Origin of the sequence: Mesorhizobium sp. M7A.F.Ca.CA.004.06.1.1, assembly GCF_003999135.1 — a bacterium.
Lineage (GTDB): Bacteria > Pseudomonadota > Alphaproteobacteria > Rhizobiales > Rhizobiaceae > Mesorhizobium.
On the sequence record NZ_RZPQ01000051.1, the window covers coordinates 1 to 16,316 of the forward strand.

At 64.2% G+C, this 16,316-nt stretch carries 13 protein-coding genes; 6 read left to right on the top strand and 7 right to left on the bottom strand.

Annotation, left to right across the window (positions count from 1 at the left end):
- Window positions 1–95: 95 nt before the first annotated feature.
- The 3 genes from EN906_RS05730 to EN906_RS05740 form a co-directional block, all read right to left on the bottom strand.
- On the bottom strand, window positions 96–1,307 hold the full coding sequence (locus EN906_RS05730; RefSeq protein WP_164748939.1) for an efflux RND transporter periplasmic adaptor subunit: 1,212 nt from the start codon (window positions 1,305–1,307) through the stop codon (window positions 96–98).
- A gap of 303 nt (window positions 1,308–1,610) precedes the next feature.
- Complete coding sequence (locus EN906_RS05735) at window positions 1,611–1,817, bottom strand: hypothetical protein (RefSeq protein ID WP_127270464.1); 207 nt, start codon at window positions 1,815–1,817, stop codon at window positions 1,611–1,613.
- Between the two features lie 155 nt (window positions 1,818–1,972).
- Window positions 1,973–2,647: a hypothetical protein gene (locus tag EN906_RS05740; protein WP_127270463.1), complete on the bottom strand. Its 675-nt coding sequence runs from the start codon at window positions 2,645–2,647 to the stop codon at window positions 1,973–1,975.
- 211 nt (window positions 2,648–2,858) lie between these two features.
- Here EN906_RS05740 and EN906_RS05745 point away from each other — a divergent pair, with 211 nt between their 5' ends.
- The 6 genes from EN906_RS05745 to EN906_RS05770 all read left to right on the top strand — a co-directional run bounded on the left by EN906_RS05745 (window position 2,859) and on the right by EN906_RS05770 (window position 10,506).
- Window positions 2,859–3,587, top strand: coding sequence for a response regulator (locus EN906_RS05745; RefSeq protein WP_127270461.1), 729 nt, complete (start codon window positions 2,859–2,861; stop codon window positions 3,585–3,587).
- A complete protein-coding gene (locus EN906_RS05750; protein WP_127271108.1) occupies window positions 3,584–4,825 on the top strand; it encodes an ATP-binding protein in 1,242 nt (413 codons plus the stop codon). The genes EN906_RS05745 and EN906_RS05750 overlap by 4 nt, the downstream gene beginning before the upstream one ends.
- A 578-nt stretch (window positions 4,826–5,403) precedes the next feature.
- Window positions 5,404–6,570, top strand: a complete 1,167-nt coding sequence (locus EN906_RS05755; protein ID WP_127271106.1) for an acyltransferase — start codon at window positions 5,404–5,406, stop codon at window positions 6,568–6,570.
- Complete coding sequence (locus tag EN906_RS05760; RefSeq protein WP_127271104.1) at window positions 6,567–7,673, top strand: glycosyltransferase; 1,107 nt, start codon at window positions 6,567–6,569, stop codon at window positions 7,671–7,673. The genes EN906_RS05755 and EN906_RS05760 overlap by 4 nt, the downstream gene beginning before the upstream one ends.
- A gap of 4 nt (window positions 7,674–7,677) precedes the next feature.
- Window positions 7,678–8,712, top strand: coding sequence for a glycosyltransferase (locus EN906_RS05765; protein ID WP_127271102.1), 1,035 nt, complete (start codon window positions 7,678–7,680; stop codon window positions 8,710–8,712).
- Between the two features lie 9 nt (window positions 8,713–8,721).
- Entirely contained in the window at window positions 8,722–10,506 is a 1,785-nt protein-coding gene (locus tag EN906_RS05770; RefSeq protein ID WP_127266784.1) for an ABC transporter ATP-binding protein, read from the top strand.
- Window positions 10,507–10,789: 283 nt separating this feature from the next.
- On the opposite strand, the gene EN906_RS05775 is transcribed toward EN906_RS05770, so the two are convergent.
- From EN906_RS05775 to EN906_RS37195, 4 genes are all read right to left on the bottom strand, one after another.
- Complete coding sequence (locus EN906_RS05775; RefSeq protein WP_127271100.1) at window positions 10,790–12,247, bottom strand: hypothetical protein; 1,458 nt, start codon at window positions 12,245–12,247, stop codon at window positions 10,790–10,792.
- 325 nt (window positions 12,248–12,572) lie between these two features.
- Window positions 12,573–14,777, bottom strand: coding sequence for a diguanylate cyclase (locus tag EN906_RS05780; protein WP_127268762.1), 2,205 nt, complete (start codon window positions 14,775–14,777; stop codon window positions 12,573–12,575).
- A 269-nt stretch (window positions 14,778–15,046) separates the two neighbouring features.
- Window positions 15,047–15,391, bottom strand: coding sequence for a hypothetical protein (locus EN906_RS05785; protein ID WP_127268761.1), 345 nt, complete (start codon window positions 15,389–15,391; stop codon window positions 15,047–15,049).
- 48 nt (window positions 15,392–15,439) lie between these two features.
- On the bottom strand, window positions 15,440–16,316 hold an 877-nt coding region (locus EN906_RS37195), incomplete at its 5' end, for a hypothetical protein (RefSeq protein WP_164777106.1).

Genomic DNA, 16,316 nt, shown 5'->3' on the forward strand with positions numbered 1-16,316 from the left:
GCAGTGAGGTGAGCGCCAGAAGCCCGCCCAGCATGATCACGATGGCGATCACCCAGGCGAAGATCGGCCGGTTGATGAAGAATACGGACATCGCCTCAGTTCCCGGTCGCGGCGGCAGGCGCCGGTTTGGCAGCGTTGGACGCGGCCGGTGCGGCGGACGTGCCCTGCCCGCGATCCTTGACCTCGCCGGTCGTCTCGTCGATCGTCACCTCAACGCCCGTCGCATCGCCGCCGGGGCGCACCAGCTGCATGCCCTCGACAATGACACGATCACCGTCGCCGACACCCGAATCCACCAGCCAGTTGTTGCCGACGCTGTTGCGCACCGCGAGCACCCGCGTCTCGACCTTGCCCTGCGCATTGATGACCATGGCCGTGGCCTCACCCTTGGTGTTGCGGCTGACGGCGCGCTGCGGCACCAGGAAACTGTTCTGGGCAACGCCCTCCTCGACCAGCGCCCGCACATACATGCCGGGCAGCAGCAAGCGATCGGGATTGGGGAATTCGGCCCTGAGCGCGAAGGTGCCGGTGGTCTGGTCGACATTGGCGCCGGCGAATTCCAGCTTGCCGGTCTGCGTGTAGATGGTGCCGTTCTCGAGCTTCAGCTTGACGCTGACATTGGGGCCGCTGAACTTCAGCCGCCCTTCCGAGATCGCCTGGCGCAGATTGAGCAGGTTGGTGCTCGATTGCGTGACGTCGACATTGATCGGATCGAGGGCACGGATGGTGGTCAGCACAGTGTCCTGGTTGGCGGTCACCAACGCGCCGGGCGTCAGCGTGGACTTGTCGATGCGGCCGGCGATCGGCGCCGTGATCGAGGTGCGGTCGAGACTGATGCGCGCCGTCTCGGCGCTGGCCTTGGCCGAGGCGACATCGGCTTGCGCCTGCGCCAGCGTGGCGGCGGCATCGTCATAATCCTGTTTGGAAACAACGTTCTGTTTCAAAAGCCCTGCATAACGGTCGAACTTGGCCTGCGCAGTCGGCACCGCCGCTTGCGCCTTCTGCTGGGCGGCGACCGCGCTGTCATAGGCTGCCTTGTAGCTTGCCGGATCGATCAGGTAGAGCGGCTGTCCCGCAGCAACTTCGCTGCCCTCTTTGAACAGGCGCTGCTGGATGATGCCGTTCACTTGCGGGCGCACCTCGGCAACCAGCGAAGCCGCCGTGCGCCCCGACAGTTCGGCGGTGATCGCCACCGATTGCGGATGCAAGGTGACGACGCCGACTTCCGGTTTGCCGGGCGCGCCCATGCCGGCGGGGGCGCTGCCCTCCTGCGAGCAGGACGCCAGCAGAAAGGTAGCGGCGAACATCGCGGCCCAGGGCGCCAGATGGCGTGCCGAAAAACGAGGCTGGCTAGGCTTGGAAATCATGGCCTGGATCTTTCCCTGGAGTTGTGTACGCGTTGGCAATGGACCGCCTGGTCGAGGGGCATGCCGATCCATATGATGATAGGCCGCACCCGTCGGCGGGCGGCGACGAGCAATGCTTGGAAGCGGCTCATGTCGCGCTCCTTCTCGGCGGCCGGAGCTGCTCGAAAGTCGAGTAGCTGGCCTCGATGCCCACCAACATCATTATGCCGATCAGCGAGGACATGCCAAGCGCCTTGCCGGAGTTCACGCGATCTTGCGGTCATGATGTCCATGGTTGTCGAGCGGCTGCGAGAGCGGAAGCGACAGCCGCCAGGCGGCGAAGCGCAGGCGGATCGCGCCCTTCAGCGTGTCGACCGGGAGGGCCAGCGGCATATCGCGCCCGGCAGGACCGAACGAGAGCCTCGGGCTGGCGGACGCGAGCAGCCGCAGCATGATCATGGCTTCCCACATTGTCGTGCTTCCATTGCATGGTTCGAATTGGCGTCATTCGAACTGGACGTGATTGAAACGAGGGATGGCGGAGATACGCCCGCCATCCCCCGGAGAACCGGCCGGCCCGAGAACGGGTTGGGTACCGGGCCGGCCGGTGCAGTCGGTCAGAGTTGTCAGTCGTTCCCGGGCTGGGGCGAGAGCTGCCTGCCATCGTTGGGCAGGCCTCTGGGGCCGGCTGCATCGTTCGGCGGCCCGCCCCAGGGACCGGGGGGTGATCCATGGGGGCGTTCCGCCGAAGCGAGGACTTCGAGTTGTTCGGGCGTCAGCTTGGCACGCAGTTCCGCGATCGCGTCCTTCAGTTTACCGGCCGAAACCGCGCGGGCGGTGACATCGTCGGCCAGCTTTTCCTGGAACGCGAAAGGATCAGGCTTGCCGCCGGGACCCGCCGCGTCGGGACCCTTCGCTTCAGCACTACCGGGCCGCCCGTGGTTGGGTCGAGGCGGCGAAAGCACCGCCTGCAGCGCGCTGGTGTAGTCGCGCCAGGCGTCGAGTTGTTCGGTGCGGATGCCGACGCGGGTCTCCAGCGCGGCGAGCCGGGCGGCCAGCATGAACTCCGGCGGCGGACCCATGCGGCGGGGGCCAAAGCCCTGTGGGCCGAAACCCTGCGAACCAGGCCGCATCGGTTCATGCGGGCCGGGTCCAGCCATCGGGCCGTGATCTGGGCCGTCCTGCATGGCCACGACAGGTGGCGGCTCGCCTGGTCCGGCGCCGGGATCTGGCTGCGCTGCCAGCGCGGGGTGAATTGCGGCGACGGAAAACAGGCCGAGCGCAAGAAGTCTGCTTCGCATAAAGATGTTCCTTTCTCTCATGCTTCGGACAGTTCAGAGGATAGGAAGCGTCTTTGTCCGCTTCGCGTCGGCGTGTTGCCGAAGGTTTCCGCAAAAGGGCAATTTGTTTCCGAATGTTTCCCTCGGGCCCCCGGAAACGTTCGGTTGCAATTTTCCATGCCGCTCGGGCGCGGCTCCTCCTATAATCGTGGCCAAGGCAAGGGCACGATTGATGCAGTCACAACCCCATATCCTCGTCGTTGACGACGACCGCGAGATCAGGACGCTTCTCCAGCGTTATCTCGACAGCCAGGGCTTTCGCGTCACGGCGGCGGCGGACCGGCGCGAATGCGAGCAACGGCTTGGCTCAGGCCAATTCGACCTGATCGTGCTCGACGTGATGCTGCCGGACGGCTCGGGGCTCGATATCTGCCGCGGCTTGCGCGACCGCAAGCCGCACACCCCGATCATCCTGCTGACCGCGCTGAAGGAAGATGTCGACCGCATCATCGGCCTGGAACTCGGCGCCGACGACTATCTCGGCAAGCCGTTCAACCCGCGTGAGCTCATTGCCCGCATCCGCGCCGTGCTCAGGCGCTCGGCGCCCGAGGAGGCGCCCGCCTCCCTGCGCGCGCGTACGTACCGCTTCGCCGGCTACAGGCTGGAGCCGGACACCCGCAAGGTGACGGACGCGCAAGGCGTGGCCGTCGACCTTACGGGCGCAGAGTTCGACCTCTTGCAGGTGTTTCTCGACCGCCCCGGCCGGCTTTTGTCGCGTGACCAGCTTCTCGACCTGACGCAAGGCCGCGAGCGCGACCCGCTCGAGCGTTCGGTCGATGTGCTGGTGAGCCGGCTACGCCGCAAATTTTCCGACACCGGCGACGGGCCGCTGTTCAAGACCGTGCGCAATGGCGGCTACCAGCTCACCGCGCGCGTCGAGACCGTGGAGAGCCAGGCGTGAATTCGCTGCGCCGCCGTCTCATCCTGCTGCTGGTCGCCTCGATCGTCGGCGTCGTCGGCCTGGCGACGGCCGCCGTCATCAGCGTGCGCGGCGGCGGACCGCCGCCGGAACTGACCGTGCCCTGGATTGCCCAACAGATGGAACTGGTGGTGCGGCTTTTGCCGGGGCCGGTCCCCGACGTCCTGCGGGTGCAATTCGCCGACCATCCGGCGGGCGGCAAGATGGCTCGTGCGGAAACGGCGATGCTCAATGACATCCTGCACCGCCGTGGCCTCGACTTTCCGGCGGTCGTCAACGAGAAGGCGGACGAACCCGGCCAGATCGCATCGATGCACCTGCCTGACAGCCGCTGGGCGATCATGGAGGTGCCGCACCTCAAGCCGCCGCGTCGCGAATGGCTGGTTCTGGCCGGCTGGATCTCGCTGATCGTCGCCGGCGCCACGGCGGTGTCGGTCTATTTCACCTCGGTGCTGATCCGCCCGCTCGAGATGCTGGAGGCCGCCGTCTCCAAGATCGGATCGGACGGCGTGCTGGCGGCGGTGCCGGAAGTGGGCTCGGCCGAGGTCAAGGCCACCGCGCATGCGCTGAACCAACTCTCGTCGCGGCTGCGGACCGCCATGGAAAGCCGCATGCGGCTGGTCGCCGCCGCCGGCCATGATCTGCGAACGCCGATGACGCGCATGCGGCTGCGCGCCGAATTCCTCGACGACGAACGCGACAAATGGCTTCACGACCTCGACGAACTCGACCGCATCGCCGACAGCGCCATCCGTCTGGTGCGCGAAGAGGTGAACCAGGACGCCGTCGAACCGGTCGACCTGGCAAAGACGGTGCGCGATATCGAAGCCGAGATGGCATCGCTCGGCCATGCCGTGTCGATCGGGCACCTGGACAAGGTTTGCGTGCGGGCCGGCGCGCTTGGCCTGCGCCGCGCCTTGCGCAACCTGATCGTCAACGCCGCCACCCATGGCAAGGCGTGCCGCATCGACCTGGCCGCAGCCGACAATCGCGCCGTGCTGACCATATCTGACCATGGCCCGGGCATACCCACGGAACTCCTGAACAAGGCGTTCGAGCCCTTCTTCCGCGTCAACCCCGGCCGCCTGCAATCCGTCCCCGGAGCCGGTCTTGGCCTCGCCATCGCCAAGGAGATCATCGAGCGCTACGGGGGCACGGTAACGCTGGAAAACCGCCCGGGCGGCGGGCTGGAACAGACGGTGGTGTTCGACGCGGTGTAACGGTTAGCGGTCAGCCGAGTAATCGGCGTTGACGAAAAAACAGAGACGATGCTGCACCGCGCAAAGCCAATGTTCCAAATCATATCTCCACGGAGCCAGGACCGAACCCATATAGCCAAACTATAGATTCCAAAATTTCTTGCGACTTCACAAAGAACTAGGCTCTCAAGCCAAGAGCTCCCCTCAATCAACCGGGGCGGGAATATCGGCACAATTTAAACGCCAAGGTTTAATTCTGAGGAAACTCGCCAGAAATGGCGAGAACCGGCCGGTTTTGTCAATTTTTAGCACTTGCTCACATAAGTATTTCAGCCGGGTAGATATTTTGTGTTGCGCTGCACAATGCCGTAGCCGAACGATGTCCTGGGGGGACTCGTTTGCGACTGGACATACGCCGTGGAGGATTCCGCCAGGTTGACCAGCTTGAGTTGTCCGTCCGTCGATTTCGAGCCCGGCCCGGCCGTGCTCGCAATGCGCGGATTTGCGGGTGCCTTGGCGGGTCTCGTCCGCCTTAGCCTGCCGCTCGAAGCGGCCGGCTGGCGGCCTCATCGCGGATATCACGCCGGCGGAAGCCGCTGATGGGAAGCGCCCGTGACATCCAACTTGATGCGTTGAGAGCTATCGCCGTAACGATGGTGTTGTATTCCCATTTCTTCGCGGAGGGACCTTCGTTCTGGGGCCATATCGGTGTGCGGCTGTTCTTCGTGCTGAGCGGCTTCCTGATCACGCGCCTGCTCCTGGAGGCGCGCTCGGCCACCGAATTCGAAACCGGCCCGGCGCTGCGCTCCTTCTACATCCGGCGGATGTTGCGGATATTCCCGCCCTATTTTGCCGTCCTGGGTTTCGTCTGGCTGGTCGACCTGGATCAGTCCAGGGGGTCGCTGGTCTGGCATGCGCTTTATCTGTCGAACTTCTGGTATGCGCTGCACAATAACTGGAACCCTTGGGTGCTGGGCCATTTCTGGAGCCTGAGCATCGAGGAGCAGTTCTATCTTGCCTGGCCGCTGGTCGTCCTGCTGGCCCCACGCCGCCGCTTCGAGGCCATCTGCATCGCCGTCATCGCGCTGTCGCTGGCCTATCGCTTCTATTGGCCGATCACCGCCACGCCGACGCTGACGCGCGACCTGCTGCCGCCGGCATCCATGGATGCGCTGGCGTCGGGCGCGCTGCTTGCCTGCTGGCATTTTAGGGGCGCCGGCCTGCCGCACTGGATGCGGCTGGGCTGGCCTGCCTTCGCGGCCGCATTCCTTGTCATCGAGTGGTTAGTCCCGGAGCCCGCCGATCCGACACTGGAATGGGCCCGCTGGCTGCTGCGGGAAGTCCTGCCCCTGGTGCCGCTGATGGTCATCGTGGCAGCCTGTTCGCGCGGCCTTGGCGGCATCCTGGGCAGGCTTGCCGAAGTGCCGCCGCTGCTTGGCCTCGGCCGCATCAGCTACGGCGTCTATCTCTATCATCCGATATTGCTGTCGCTCGCAGTCAAGGCGCAGCCCTGGATTCCACTCAACGTCTCGGAGCAAGGGCCAGGGCGATTCCTGGTCGCGGGCGCCGCCACGATTGTCGCCGCCTGGATTTCCTGGGTGGTTTTCGAGAGGCCGCTCAACAGCCTGAAGCGCTACTTCCCCTATGTCGCGCGCACCCGCTCTGCACAGGGCAGCCATGATGGCTGGCTCGCGACGGCGGCCGTCGGACCGCCCGATGGCCGCACACCGGCGCTCGAACTCCAGCGCACGGATGCAAGACGATGACCGCCGCGCCGCTCGTCTCCGTCCTGTTGCCGGTCTACAATGCCGGCCCCTATCTCGCCGCCGCGCTGGGAAGCGTCCTGCGGCAGGATCACAGTCGCCTGGAGATCATCGCGATCGATGACGGCTCGACCGACAATTCGCTCGAGATACTCGAGCGATGCCAAAAGGCCGATAGCCGCATTTCGATCGTCTCGCGCGAAAACCGCGGCCTCGTCGCGACGCTCAACGAAGGGCTGGCGCTCGCCCGGGGCGAACTGGTCGCACGGATGGATGCCGACGACGTCGCCTATCCCTGGCGTCTGTCGCGCCAGGTGGCGCTGTTCGAGCGGCGGCCCGAACTGGGCTTCTGCGGCGCCGGCGTCGACATGTTGATCCGCGGCCGCATCGCCATCGGCAGGCCCGATCCGGTGTTCAAATTCGGCCGCATCCCTGTATTGGCGATGTTCTTCACGATCTTCATGCACCCGACGGTCGTCTACAACAGGAAGGTCATCGACGACAGCGTTCTCCACTACGACCCGATCTACAGGCACGCCGAGGATTTCGATCTTTTCAGGCGGCTGGCCGGCCGTTACCCGGCAGCCATGATGCCCGAAAACCTGGTCGTCTACCGCGTCCATGAGGCAAGCGTGACCAGCCGGCACGTCAAGGAGATGCGCAGGACGCATTTGCGCATCGTGGCCGAGAACCTTGAGCGCGAGGGCCTGGCGCAGGCCACGCGGGACCTGCGCGACATCGGCGATGCGGTCAGCCACGACACGGTCGCCCGTGCGGCCAGCTTCATCGTCGCGCTGGAGGAGGAAATCCGCTCGCTGCCGGCGGCGACGCGGCCGAGCTTCGAGGCTGGCGCGCTGAACCTGTTCTATTTCCTCTACCAGCTCGTCGCCGACGAAAAGCAGCCGGCGCTGACGCATGAATTGCTGACGCGGACCGCGAAATGGAACGCCATCCGGCGCCGCGAGCAATATGCGCTGCGGCCCGGCGCCTGGGCGCCCTGGCTCAGCCTCGCCTCGCTGTCGGCCGCCAGACAAGCCGATGCCATGGCGTACTTCTTCAAATCCGCGCCCGCCGCGGCGGTTCTGGCGTCTCATCGGTTGAGTTAAAGGCATGATCGTCAAAGCCCACCAAGCTCTGCAGCGCGATCGTTCGACGGCGCTTGACCCTGCCCCGACCGGTCGCGGCCGTGACCGATCGGCGCCGGAAGTCAGCTTCATCATCTGCACCCGCAACCGCGTCGCGGTGCTCGATGCCTGCATCAAGTCGGTGCAAGCCGCTTGCCGCGCACATGCCGGATTCGCCGCCGAACTCGTGGTCGTCGACAACGGTTCGAGCGACCGCACGGCCGAACGCCTGGCCAGCATCGCCGCTGCATCGGACATTCCGTTCACGCCCGTCTGCGAGCCGCGCCCCGGACTGGCGGCCGCGCGAAACGCCGGGCTGCGGCGCGCGCGCGGCCGTGTGCTGGTCTTCGTCGACGATGACTGCGCGGTCCATCGCGACTATCTGCGCGATCTGGAGCGACACTATGCGTCCGGGGAACAATGGCTCATCCGGGGCGGACGTGTCGAGCTTGGCGATGCCAGGGATTTGCCGTTCACCATCAAGCGGTCGTGGGCGCGCGAGCGGCTGACGCCGGATGTTCATCCCGGCGGTTTCGTGCTGGGCTGCAACATGACGATGCACCGCGATGTCGCGGCCCGCATCGGCTATTTCGACGAACGCTTCGGCGCCGGCGGACCATTGCGGTCGGCAGAGGATACCGATTACCTCGTGCGCGCGATGCTGCTCGGCATCGCGGTCGAGTATGTGCCTGATATGACGATATTCCATCATCACGGCCGGCGGGATCGCAAAGCCATCGAAAAGCTGCACCGCGACTACAGCCTGGGCAATGGCGGGCTCTGCCTGAAGCATGTTCGCCACGCGCCCTGGCTGCTTCGCCATTTCTACTGGGCCGCAAGAGGGGCTATCAGGGAATTGGCGGGAGGACCCGCCTTCGATCGTGAACTCAACCTGCCGCACTGGCCGATCGTCGCCATGAATTTGCTCGGCGCGGCCAGGTTCGCGGTTCTCCTGCTGGCCAGACGGCCGCGGGCCGAGCCGGTGCGGCAAGATCAGCAAGCCAATGCCCAGGCGAGGTGAAACGCTATAATGCCGATGCTGCCGCCAAGCCTGCCGATGCTGTTCCGGGCGTTCGGAAAGCGGCAACTGCGCCTGCTTCCGGCGGTGGTGGTACTCGGCCTGGTCAGCGCCGTCCTCGAAGGGTTCGGCATTGGCCTGATCATCCCGTTGCTGGGCATCATCATGGGACATGGGGATGCGGCCGGCATGGACGGCTTCTCCGCTGCCCTCCAGCATGTCGGATCGGGCCTGAGCGAGCGCGACCGGCTTGTGGTCATTTCGGTCGCCATCCTCGGCTCGATCGTCCTGAAGAACGTCTTCGCCTTCGCCAACACGCTGCTGACGACCTTCATCTCCGGCAAGGCAAGCCATTCCATCCGCAGCGCCTTGTCGGAGCAGCTGTTGCGGGTCGGCTACCCGTTCTTCCTGCGGCAAAGCCCCGGACGCCTGCTCAACATCATCTCCAACGAATCCTGGCGGGCCTCCGATGCGATCCAGATCATGCTGTCGGCCATCGTCAGCGCATCGGCCGCCATCATCCTCCTGGCTTTCCTGTTGTTGCTTTCGTGGCGCATGACGCTTCTGGTCACGCTCGGACTGGCGCTCGTCCAGATCGCGCACGCCATCCTTTCGGCCAATCTGAAGGAGCCCAGCCGCAGCGTCGCTTCGCGCAACGGCCACCTCGCCTCGCAGATGCTTCACCTTGTGCATGCCGGACGGCTGATCCGCATCTTCGGGCAGGAGAACCGGGAGAAGGCGATCTTCGACACGGCGTCCGATGCGGTTCGCCGCGCCTCCTTCGCGCTGCTCGTGCGCCAGGGAGCGCTGCCGCCGTTGACGGAGGTTCTCCACGCCATGCTGTTCCTGGCGGTGGTGATCGGCGCCTGGCTGGCGCAGGTGAGTTTCCCGCTGATCATCGCCTTCGTCATCCTGCTCTACAGGCTGCAGCCGCACATGCGGGCCCTCCAGGGGTCGTGGAGCCAGCTGCAGGGCCTGAGCGGATCGCTCGAAGAGGTGACATGGCTGCTGGATCCCACCGGCAAGCCGCAACCGCCGCAAGGCGACGGGCCGTTCCACGGCCTGCGCCAGGGCATCAAGTTCGACGATGTGACGTTCACCTATTCCGGCACGGACCGGCGCGAGGTGGTGCTGCATGCGGCGACAATCGAAATCCGCGGTGGCCGCTCGACGGCGCTGATCGGCCGCTCGGGCGCCGGCAAGACGACGATCGTCAATCTCCTGTGCCGCTTCGTCGAACCGGACGCCGGCAGCATCCTCGTCGATGGATCGCCGCTCGACGGGATCGACGCCGGCCAGTGGCGCCGGCACATCGCCCTGGCCAGCCAGGAGCTGGAACTGGTCGACGGCAGCATTTTTGAAAACATAACCTACGGCCAGGATGCCGCGACTGCCGGCGACGCCGAGGCCGCCGCAAGACTGGCCGAAGCGCATGAATTCATCGAAAGGCTGCCTCAGGGCTACGAGACCCTGGTTGGCTACAGGGGCATCAACCTGTCGGCGGGACAGAGGCAGCGGATCGCCTTGGCCAGAGCTCTTGTCCGCGATCCCGACCTCCTCATCCTGGACGAAGCCACCAATGCGGTGGACGGGCTGTCGGAAGCGGCCATCGTCGAGACCCTGAAGTCGAGAGCCGGCCGCCGCACGACCATCGTCATCAGCCATCACCACAGCACCATCTCGTTCTGCGACGACGTGGTCATCCTGAGCGGCGGCCGCGTGAAAAAGCAGGCCCCTTTCGGCGCCCTGGCCTCGCTCAGCATGGACGAACTCTACCAGCACGAACCGCTCGACTGAAAGGCACCGGGCCGGCCCGCGACCGCTTCCCGGGCGTGTCTGCAGCCTCCGGCTGGCGGGTCGTCGCAAGCGTTCGAATCAGAAGCCCGGGGAAGTGCCGCTGGCACCTTCCGTGATCGCACCAATGCCGTGCGGAGCCGAGGCGCGCTACCTTGTCTGTGCGGCGGACCTGTCGATCCGCCTGGCCGGTGCCCCATTGGGCTTACTCTCCGGGTGAGGTGCCGGCCTCCCAAGCACAAAAACAAAGACCTGAGCGCCTGAAGCGCTTCAGGCGCGACACGCTTTACGAAGCGGCGCCGACATTCCTGCGCATGCGCCGCCTGCCCGTCGTCCGTGCTTTCTTCGCCATCGCCCCGGCTATCTCGACCACGCCGTTCTCGGGCGGCCTGCCATTGGTGGCCTTGTGGAGCCGCTCGTAGGGCAGCAATTCCTTGATCCGGGCATTGAGCGAGGCGATCTCGGCTTTGAGGTCCTCGCATTCCTGCCTCTGCACGTCGAACTGTATCTGCTCGGATGCCTGTTGCAGCGTCAGTTGAGAAAGGTTGGCGTTCACCTTGGAAAGACTCATCTTGTCGCTTTCGCTCTCCTGGCTCAGCGCGGACAATCTTTCATCTGCGATCTTCTTTTCGGCCAGGGCATCGTTGAGCTCGCTCTTGAGCCTGGCGACCTCGCCTGCGGCTTCGCTGTTTTCGGACGAGGTTTGCTCCAGCCGCGATTGCAGGTTCTGTATCTCCGAGCTCAGCCCGCGCATTTCCGCCTGGCGGCGAGCCAGTTCGGCTTCCTTGTCGCCTTCCATCATGCGGGCCGCTTCGGTCGTTTCCGACAGTTTCGCCTGTGCGGCCTCGAGCGACTTCTGCAGCCGCATCTCCTCTTTCTCACTCTTGCCGAGCGCCGCCAGCAGCTCCGCCAGTCGCGCTGCTTCGCTGGCATGGATCGTCGACAGCTCGTCGAGCCTGTGGCGCGCCTGCGATTCCCGCTTCAGCGCCTTGTCGAGTTCGATCGACAGGTTGACGTGCTTTTCGCGCAGCATCTTGCTTTCGCGCAAGCGCCTGTTGGCCTCCACCGTCCTGGCGGTCAGCCGCTTGGCGATGTCGCCGAACTCCGCTTCGCGTTTGGCGCTCGAATTGGCTGTCTCCACCAGTTCCAGCCTGACCGCGGCCAGTGCCGCACGCAGCGTCTCCCGGTCCTGGACCAGGCTTGTCTCGCGCTGCTGCAGCGCTTCGAAAGCGCCGTCGCGCTCGCGCAGTTTTTTCACCGCATCGTGCAGCTTTTCCGACAGCGCCCTCTGTTCGGCGGCCAGGGCGGCATTGGCAACCTCCAGCTCGTTGGCGCGCAGGATGTCGCTGTGCAGGATGTTGAGGAATTCGCGCGTCAGATGGTGTGAGGTGCCGATCTCCGACAGCTTGTCGTTGATCTCCTCCAGATAGTCCCTGGCATCATGGAAGAGACCCTCGAAGGCGCTCAATGCGGCCAGCCGGGTCTGTGTATGGGCAGTCAGCCGTGGCGCGGTTTCGGAACTGTCCGCACCCTCGGCATTCCCTGCATTGTCGTCATTTGCCGCGTCGGCCTGGGGTGGCCCGCCATCGGCTGCCGCCTGGGCATCCGGCACATCGTCGCCCTCCGGCGGCGCCAGGTCGTCGGCGTCGAGACTTGCATCCAGCGCGTCCGCCAAATCGATCTGCAGGTCCTGGATCGCTTTATCCACGTCTTCAGCACGCTTGATCAGGCCTCTGAAGTTCATCACCAAACTCCCCTTACGCATACCTCTCTTCGCACTTAACGAATTGCTAATATAGCTTTACATCCGCGGCTTGCGCAGGGGAAGCCCCGTCGGCACAAAGGTAAATTTGGGACATTTGGGGGCTGGAATAGCCCGAACAACCAATGCCGCAGCCGGGAAGAGCCGGATTCCTCTGACGGTGTGGAGGTCTGAAGGACGGCAAGACCGTGGCCGCTCAGAAGAGCCCGCGCGAGACCTCAAGGGCAGCGGAGAAGCTCGCCTGATCTCTTGGCAGGCGCAAGATCACTATCGCAGGGCCGGGCCGAGTGCTCTAACCCAAACGGTCTCAGCTGCTTTTCGGGACTGGTACCAACTGGATCGGAGGTCGCTCGCCGGACGCGTTGCCCAGCGCGATGGCGACCCGGTCGCGCCCATTACCCTTGGCTTCGTAGAGCGCGTGATCCGCGGCATTGGTCAATTCGGCCCAGCCCACGCCATGCTCGGGGTAGGCGGCGACCCCGAACGAGGCTGTAACGGTGCCCAGCGTTCGGCCGCGATGCGTCAAATGAAGCTTCCTGATTGCCTGGCGCAGCGCTTCCGCCCGCTCGGCACCTTCCTGGACCGAGCTTCCCGGCATGACCAGGGCAAACTCCTCGCCGCCGTAGCGCGACACGACATCGCTATCCCTGGCGTGCTCGATCAAGGTGGCGGCGACCTGCTTCAGGACGAGATCGCCGGCTTCGTGGCCGAACGTATCGTTGAACTGCTTGAAATGGTCGACATCGAGCATGATGACCACCAGCGGCTGGCCCGAGCGTTCCATCCGGCGCAGTTCGCGGCTGCTCGTCTCCTCGAGATATCGCCGGTTGAACAGACTGGTGTTCGGATCGCGGATCGACTGCTGCCGCAGCGTTTCGCGCAGGCGCAGATTGGCCAGCGCCAGCGCCAGCGTGTCGACGACGCCGCGCAGGATCTGCTGTCTTTCAGCCAGCCATTGCGGCTTCTCGGCCGCATTCGGTTCGCACAGATGAAGGATGCCCAGCGTTTCGCCTTGCGCGGCCAGAGGCATGCAGACATAGCCCTTCTTGCCGTTCTCGGTGATATGCGCGCAGCGCGGCGTGAGCATGCCGGGGCCGGCGACATGTTCCTGGCCGCGTCTGAGCGCCCAGCAGTCTTCCGGCGCGAATTGCGTGGCGCTCGAGCGGACGTCGCCCCAATGCGCCATCTCTTCCACCAGATTGCGCGACGCGCTGGTCAAGTGGACGGTTCCGCTCAAACCACCGAGGAACTCGGCCATGGCGGTGCCGACCACCGAGAACGCTTCCGGGAAGGTGACGCAGGCCTGCAGCAGTTCGCCAAGCTTCACCAGACGGGTCGTGGTTTCGGACTTTTCGTGCAGTTCACGGTTGAGGAGTGCCAGCTGATCGGCACGCTCGTTGACCACTCCCTCCGCACGGCGCAGCTCGCTGATGTCGTTGAGCGTAAGGACGAGGCCGCCTTCGGATCGGCTGAGCGGACCGCAACTGGCGATGACCGGCAGGTGCGAGCCGTCGGATCTGGCCAGGCGCACTTCGCCCTGCTGCTGGCGGCCCGTGGCTAGCGCCATTTCGATGGGAGAAGCGCCGGCGGCGAACGCGCCGCCTCTGGGATCGCGAATGGTCAGCACCGAATCCCATTGCTGCCCGACGATCTTGTCGGCACGCCGCCCGATCATCATTGCCGCCGCCGGATTGGCGCTGGCGATGCGGCCGTCCCCGTCTAGAACCGCGATGCCTTCGGCAGCCGTCTCGACGATGTCCTCGACATGCGCACGCGCCGACGCAAGCTGGTCCGCCATCGTGTTGAAGCCATCGGCCAGCTGCCCGAATTCATCGTTGCGGGCGTGGCTGATGCGCGTCATGGCATTGCCTTTCGCCAGCGCTTCCATGCCGCGCATCATGTCCCCGAGGCCAGAGCTGAAACGGCGGAGCAGCTGCCATGCAAAGCCGACCGCGACCAGCACGGCGGCCGCCGCGCTGAGGCCAACCAGCCAGAGCAGGCTGTCGGTGCTTTGTTCGGCGGCCTGCAGAACAGGGTCATATTCCAGCAGCACGGCGCCGATGATCGTACCCTCGGGATTTTCGATCGGAACAGCCAGTATGGCGTTCACTTCCTCCGGATCGACAAATCTGCGCGGAATGCCGTCCGCCAGGGTCTGGCCGATTTCGTTGCCGGGGTCGTGACCGAATTTGTCGCCGACCTGGTGCTCTTCGTCTGCGGCATGGGCGAGGATGGTCTTGTTGTTGTCGAGGACCAGGAAATCCCGGTGCAGGCGGCGGTGCTGGTGCAACATGAATTGCTTGAGCGCCTCGGGCCGCTCGAGCAGCGAAGGCGTCCCGTCGGATGATTTGAAGACGATGGTGTCGGCCAATTCCCGCGCGACGTTGGTCGCTTCGGTCAACCCCAACGATTTGGTCGCCACTTTCTGCGTAAAGATCGCGACGCCACCGACCAGCCCGATCAGAGCCGCGGCGGCCACCATGGAGAGAATGATCTGACTCTTGATGCGCATGTCATGGCCCCGCCGAGAACGACGGCATCTCGCATGTCCAATCGAGCCAGCATCTCATTCCCGGCTTTTATTACCAAATGCTTATCAACGTCCTAACGATGCCAGCCCCCTTCTCCTCGCAGGCGCGGCTGGCGCTGCGCTAACGGGGCACCATGACCTGGAAAACCGCAAGGTCGGCGGACTTTTACAGACGCTGGTGTTCAAGGCATGTGTCAGAGGTTTGGTGGGTGGGGTACGCTACCAACCGGCCCCGGCATCGTCACGCCAGTTCAGCAGTAACAGTCGTCGATCATCTTCGCGTTCGTTGCAACCATTTCCCGGACCGCGGTGGAGAACTTTTTGTCACCGGCTCCCTTGGCTGTCGCCTCCGCTCCGCCCGGCGCAGCGGCGATGAAGTTTCTCGTAAATGCCACGAGCCCGGGTGGTCCTTTCATCGTGGTAAAGCCGCGCTCCTTGCAGGCGTCGAGAAACTCCTGCGCGCGACCCTGTTCGATGATCGCGCGTATGTGAAGCACCACGCCTTCGACAGAGAGTTTTTTGGTATGCCGCCTTGTCGTGCCGTCCTTGGTCCTGAACGAACTCGCGCCCGCCGCCGTTCTGGTCGCCTTTGCCATGGGTTCCTCCTAGGTTGATCCGCCTGTCGATGCTGTCGCGCCGTGAAACTACTCTCCGGTGATCAGCTCGAGTACCTTGGATTTCCTGTCGCGATAGTTGCTGTCGTCCACGCGCTGAAGCTCGCGCACCCCGGCCTCTACCTGGCGCTCATACTCTTGCTGCTCCGCCTTGCTCCGTGCCTCGGCTACGGTCAGTCCCCCCTCCGTAGGAGGCAGTTGCATGACCAGCGTCAGTGTATGGATGTCCACCCTTTCCGTGGTGGCTGTCAGCGTGCTGCCCTTGACGTCGGTGCCGCTTAGCCGTTTGCCCAATTCGAGTTTCGGGCTGATACCGGCATGCAGAGTCGTGGTGAAAACAAGCGTTTCATTCATGGAGGGCACTGGCACCTTGTCCCGCTGCGTGAACAGGTCGGCTTCCGATATCTGGCCGATCAGGTTTCCCGACTGGTTGGACGTTATGAAACTCCTGACGATTTCAATCAGATTGAGCTTCCCGGCAATCGGATAAGCGCCGTTCGGAAGAGGCTCGCCGCCCGCAAGCTCGGCCCGGAATTTGTTGCACTGGCGGATCGTCGGAAGATTGGTCAGCAATTCGTCGACCCGGTCCTTCTGGACAAACTCCCGCTTAGCCCGCCGCTTGCCTTCGAACGATGCGTCGATGGGGCTGGTCAGCGTTCCTCGGGTAAATACACTCAAAAGATCGACACTACCGCCCAGATTGTCGGTCTGGGTCATGTCGAACACATATTTGTAGAAGATAAAAACCTTGGAGTAAGTCTCAACAACTTGCTTGAGCTGCTTTTCTTTATCATGAAGATTTTTGTAGCCTGACGTGAAAAAATCCCGAAATACTTTAGACTCATTTTTGGCCTTCGCTTTTGCGATGTCATCCTTGCTGAGCGTGGCGCTGTCGGGCGGCATGAAC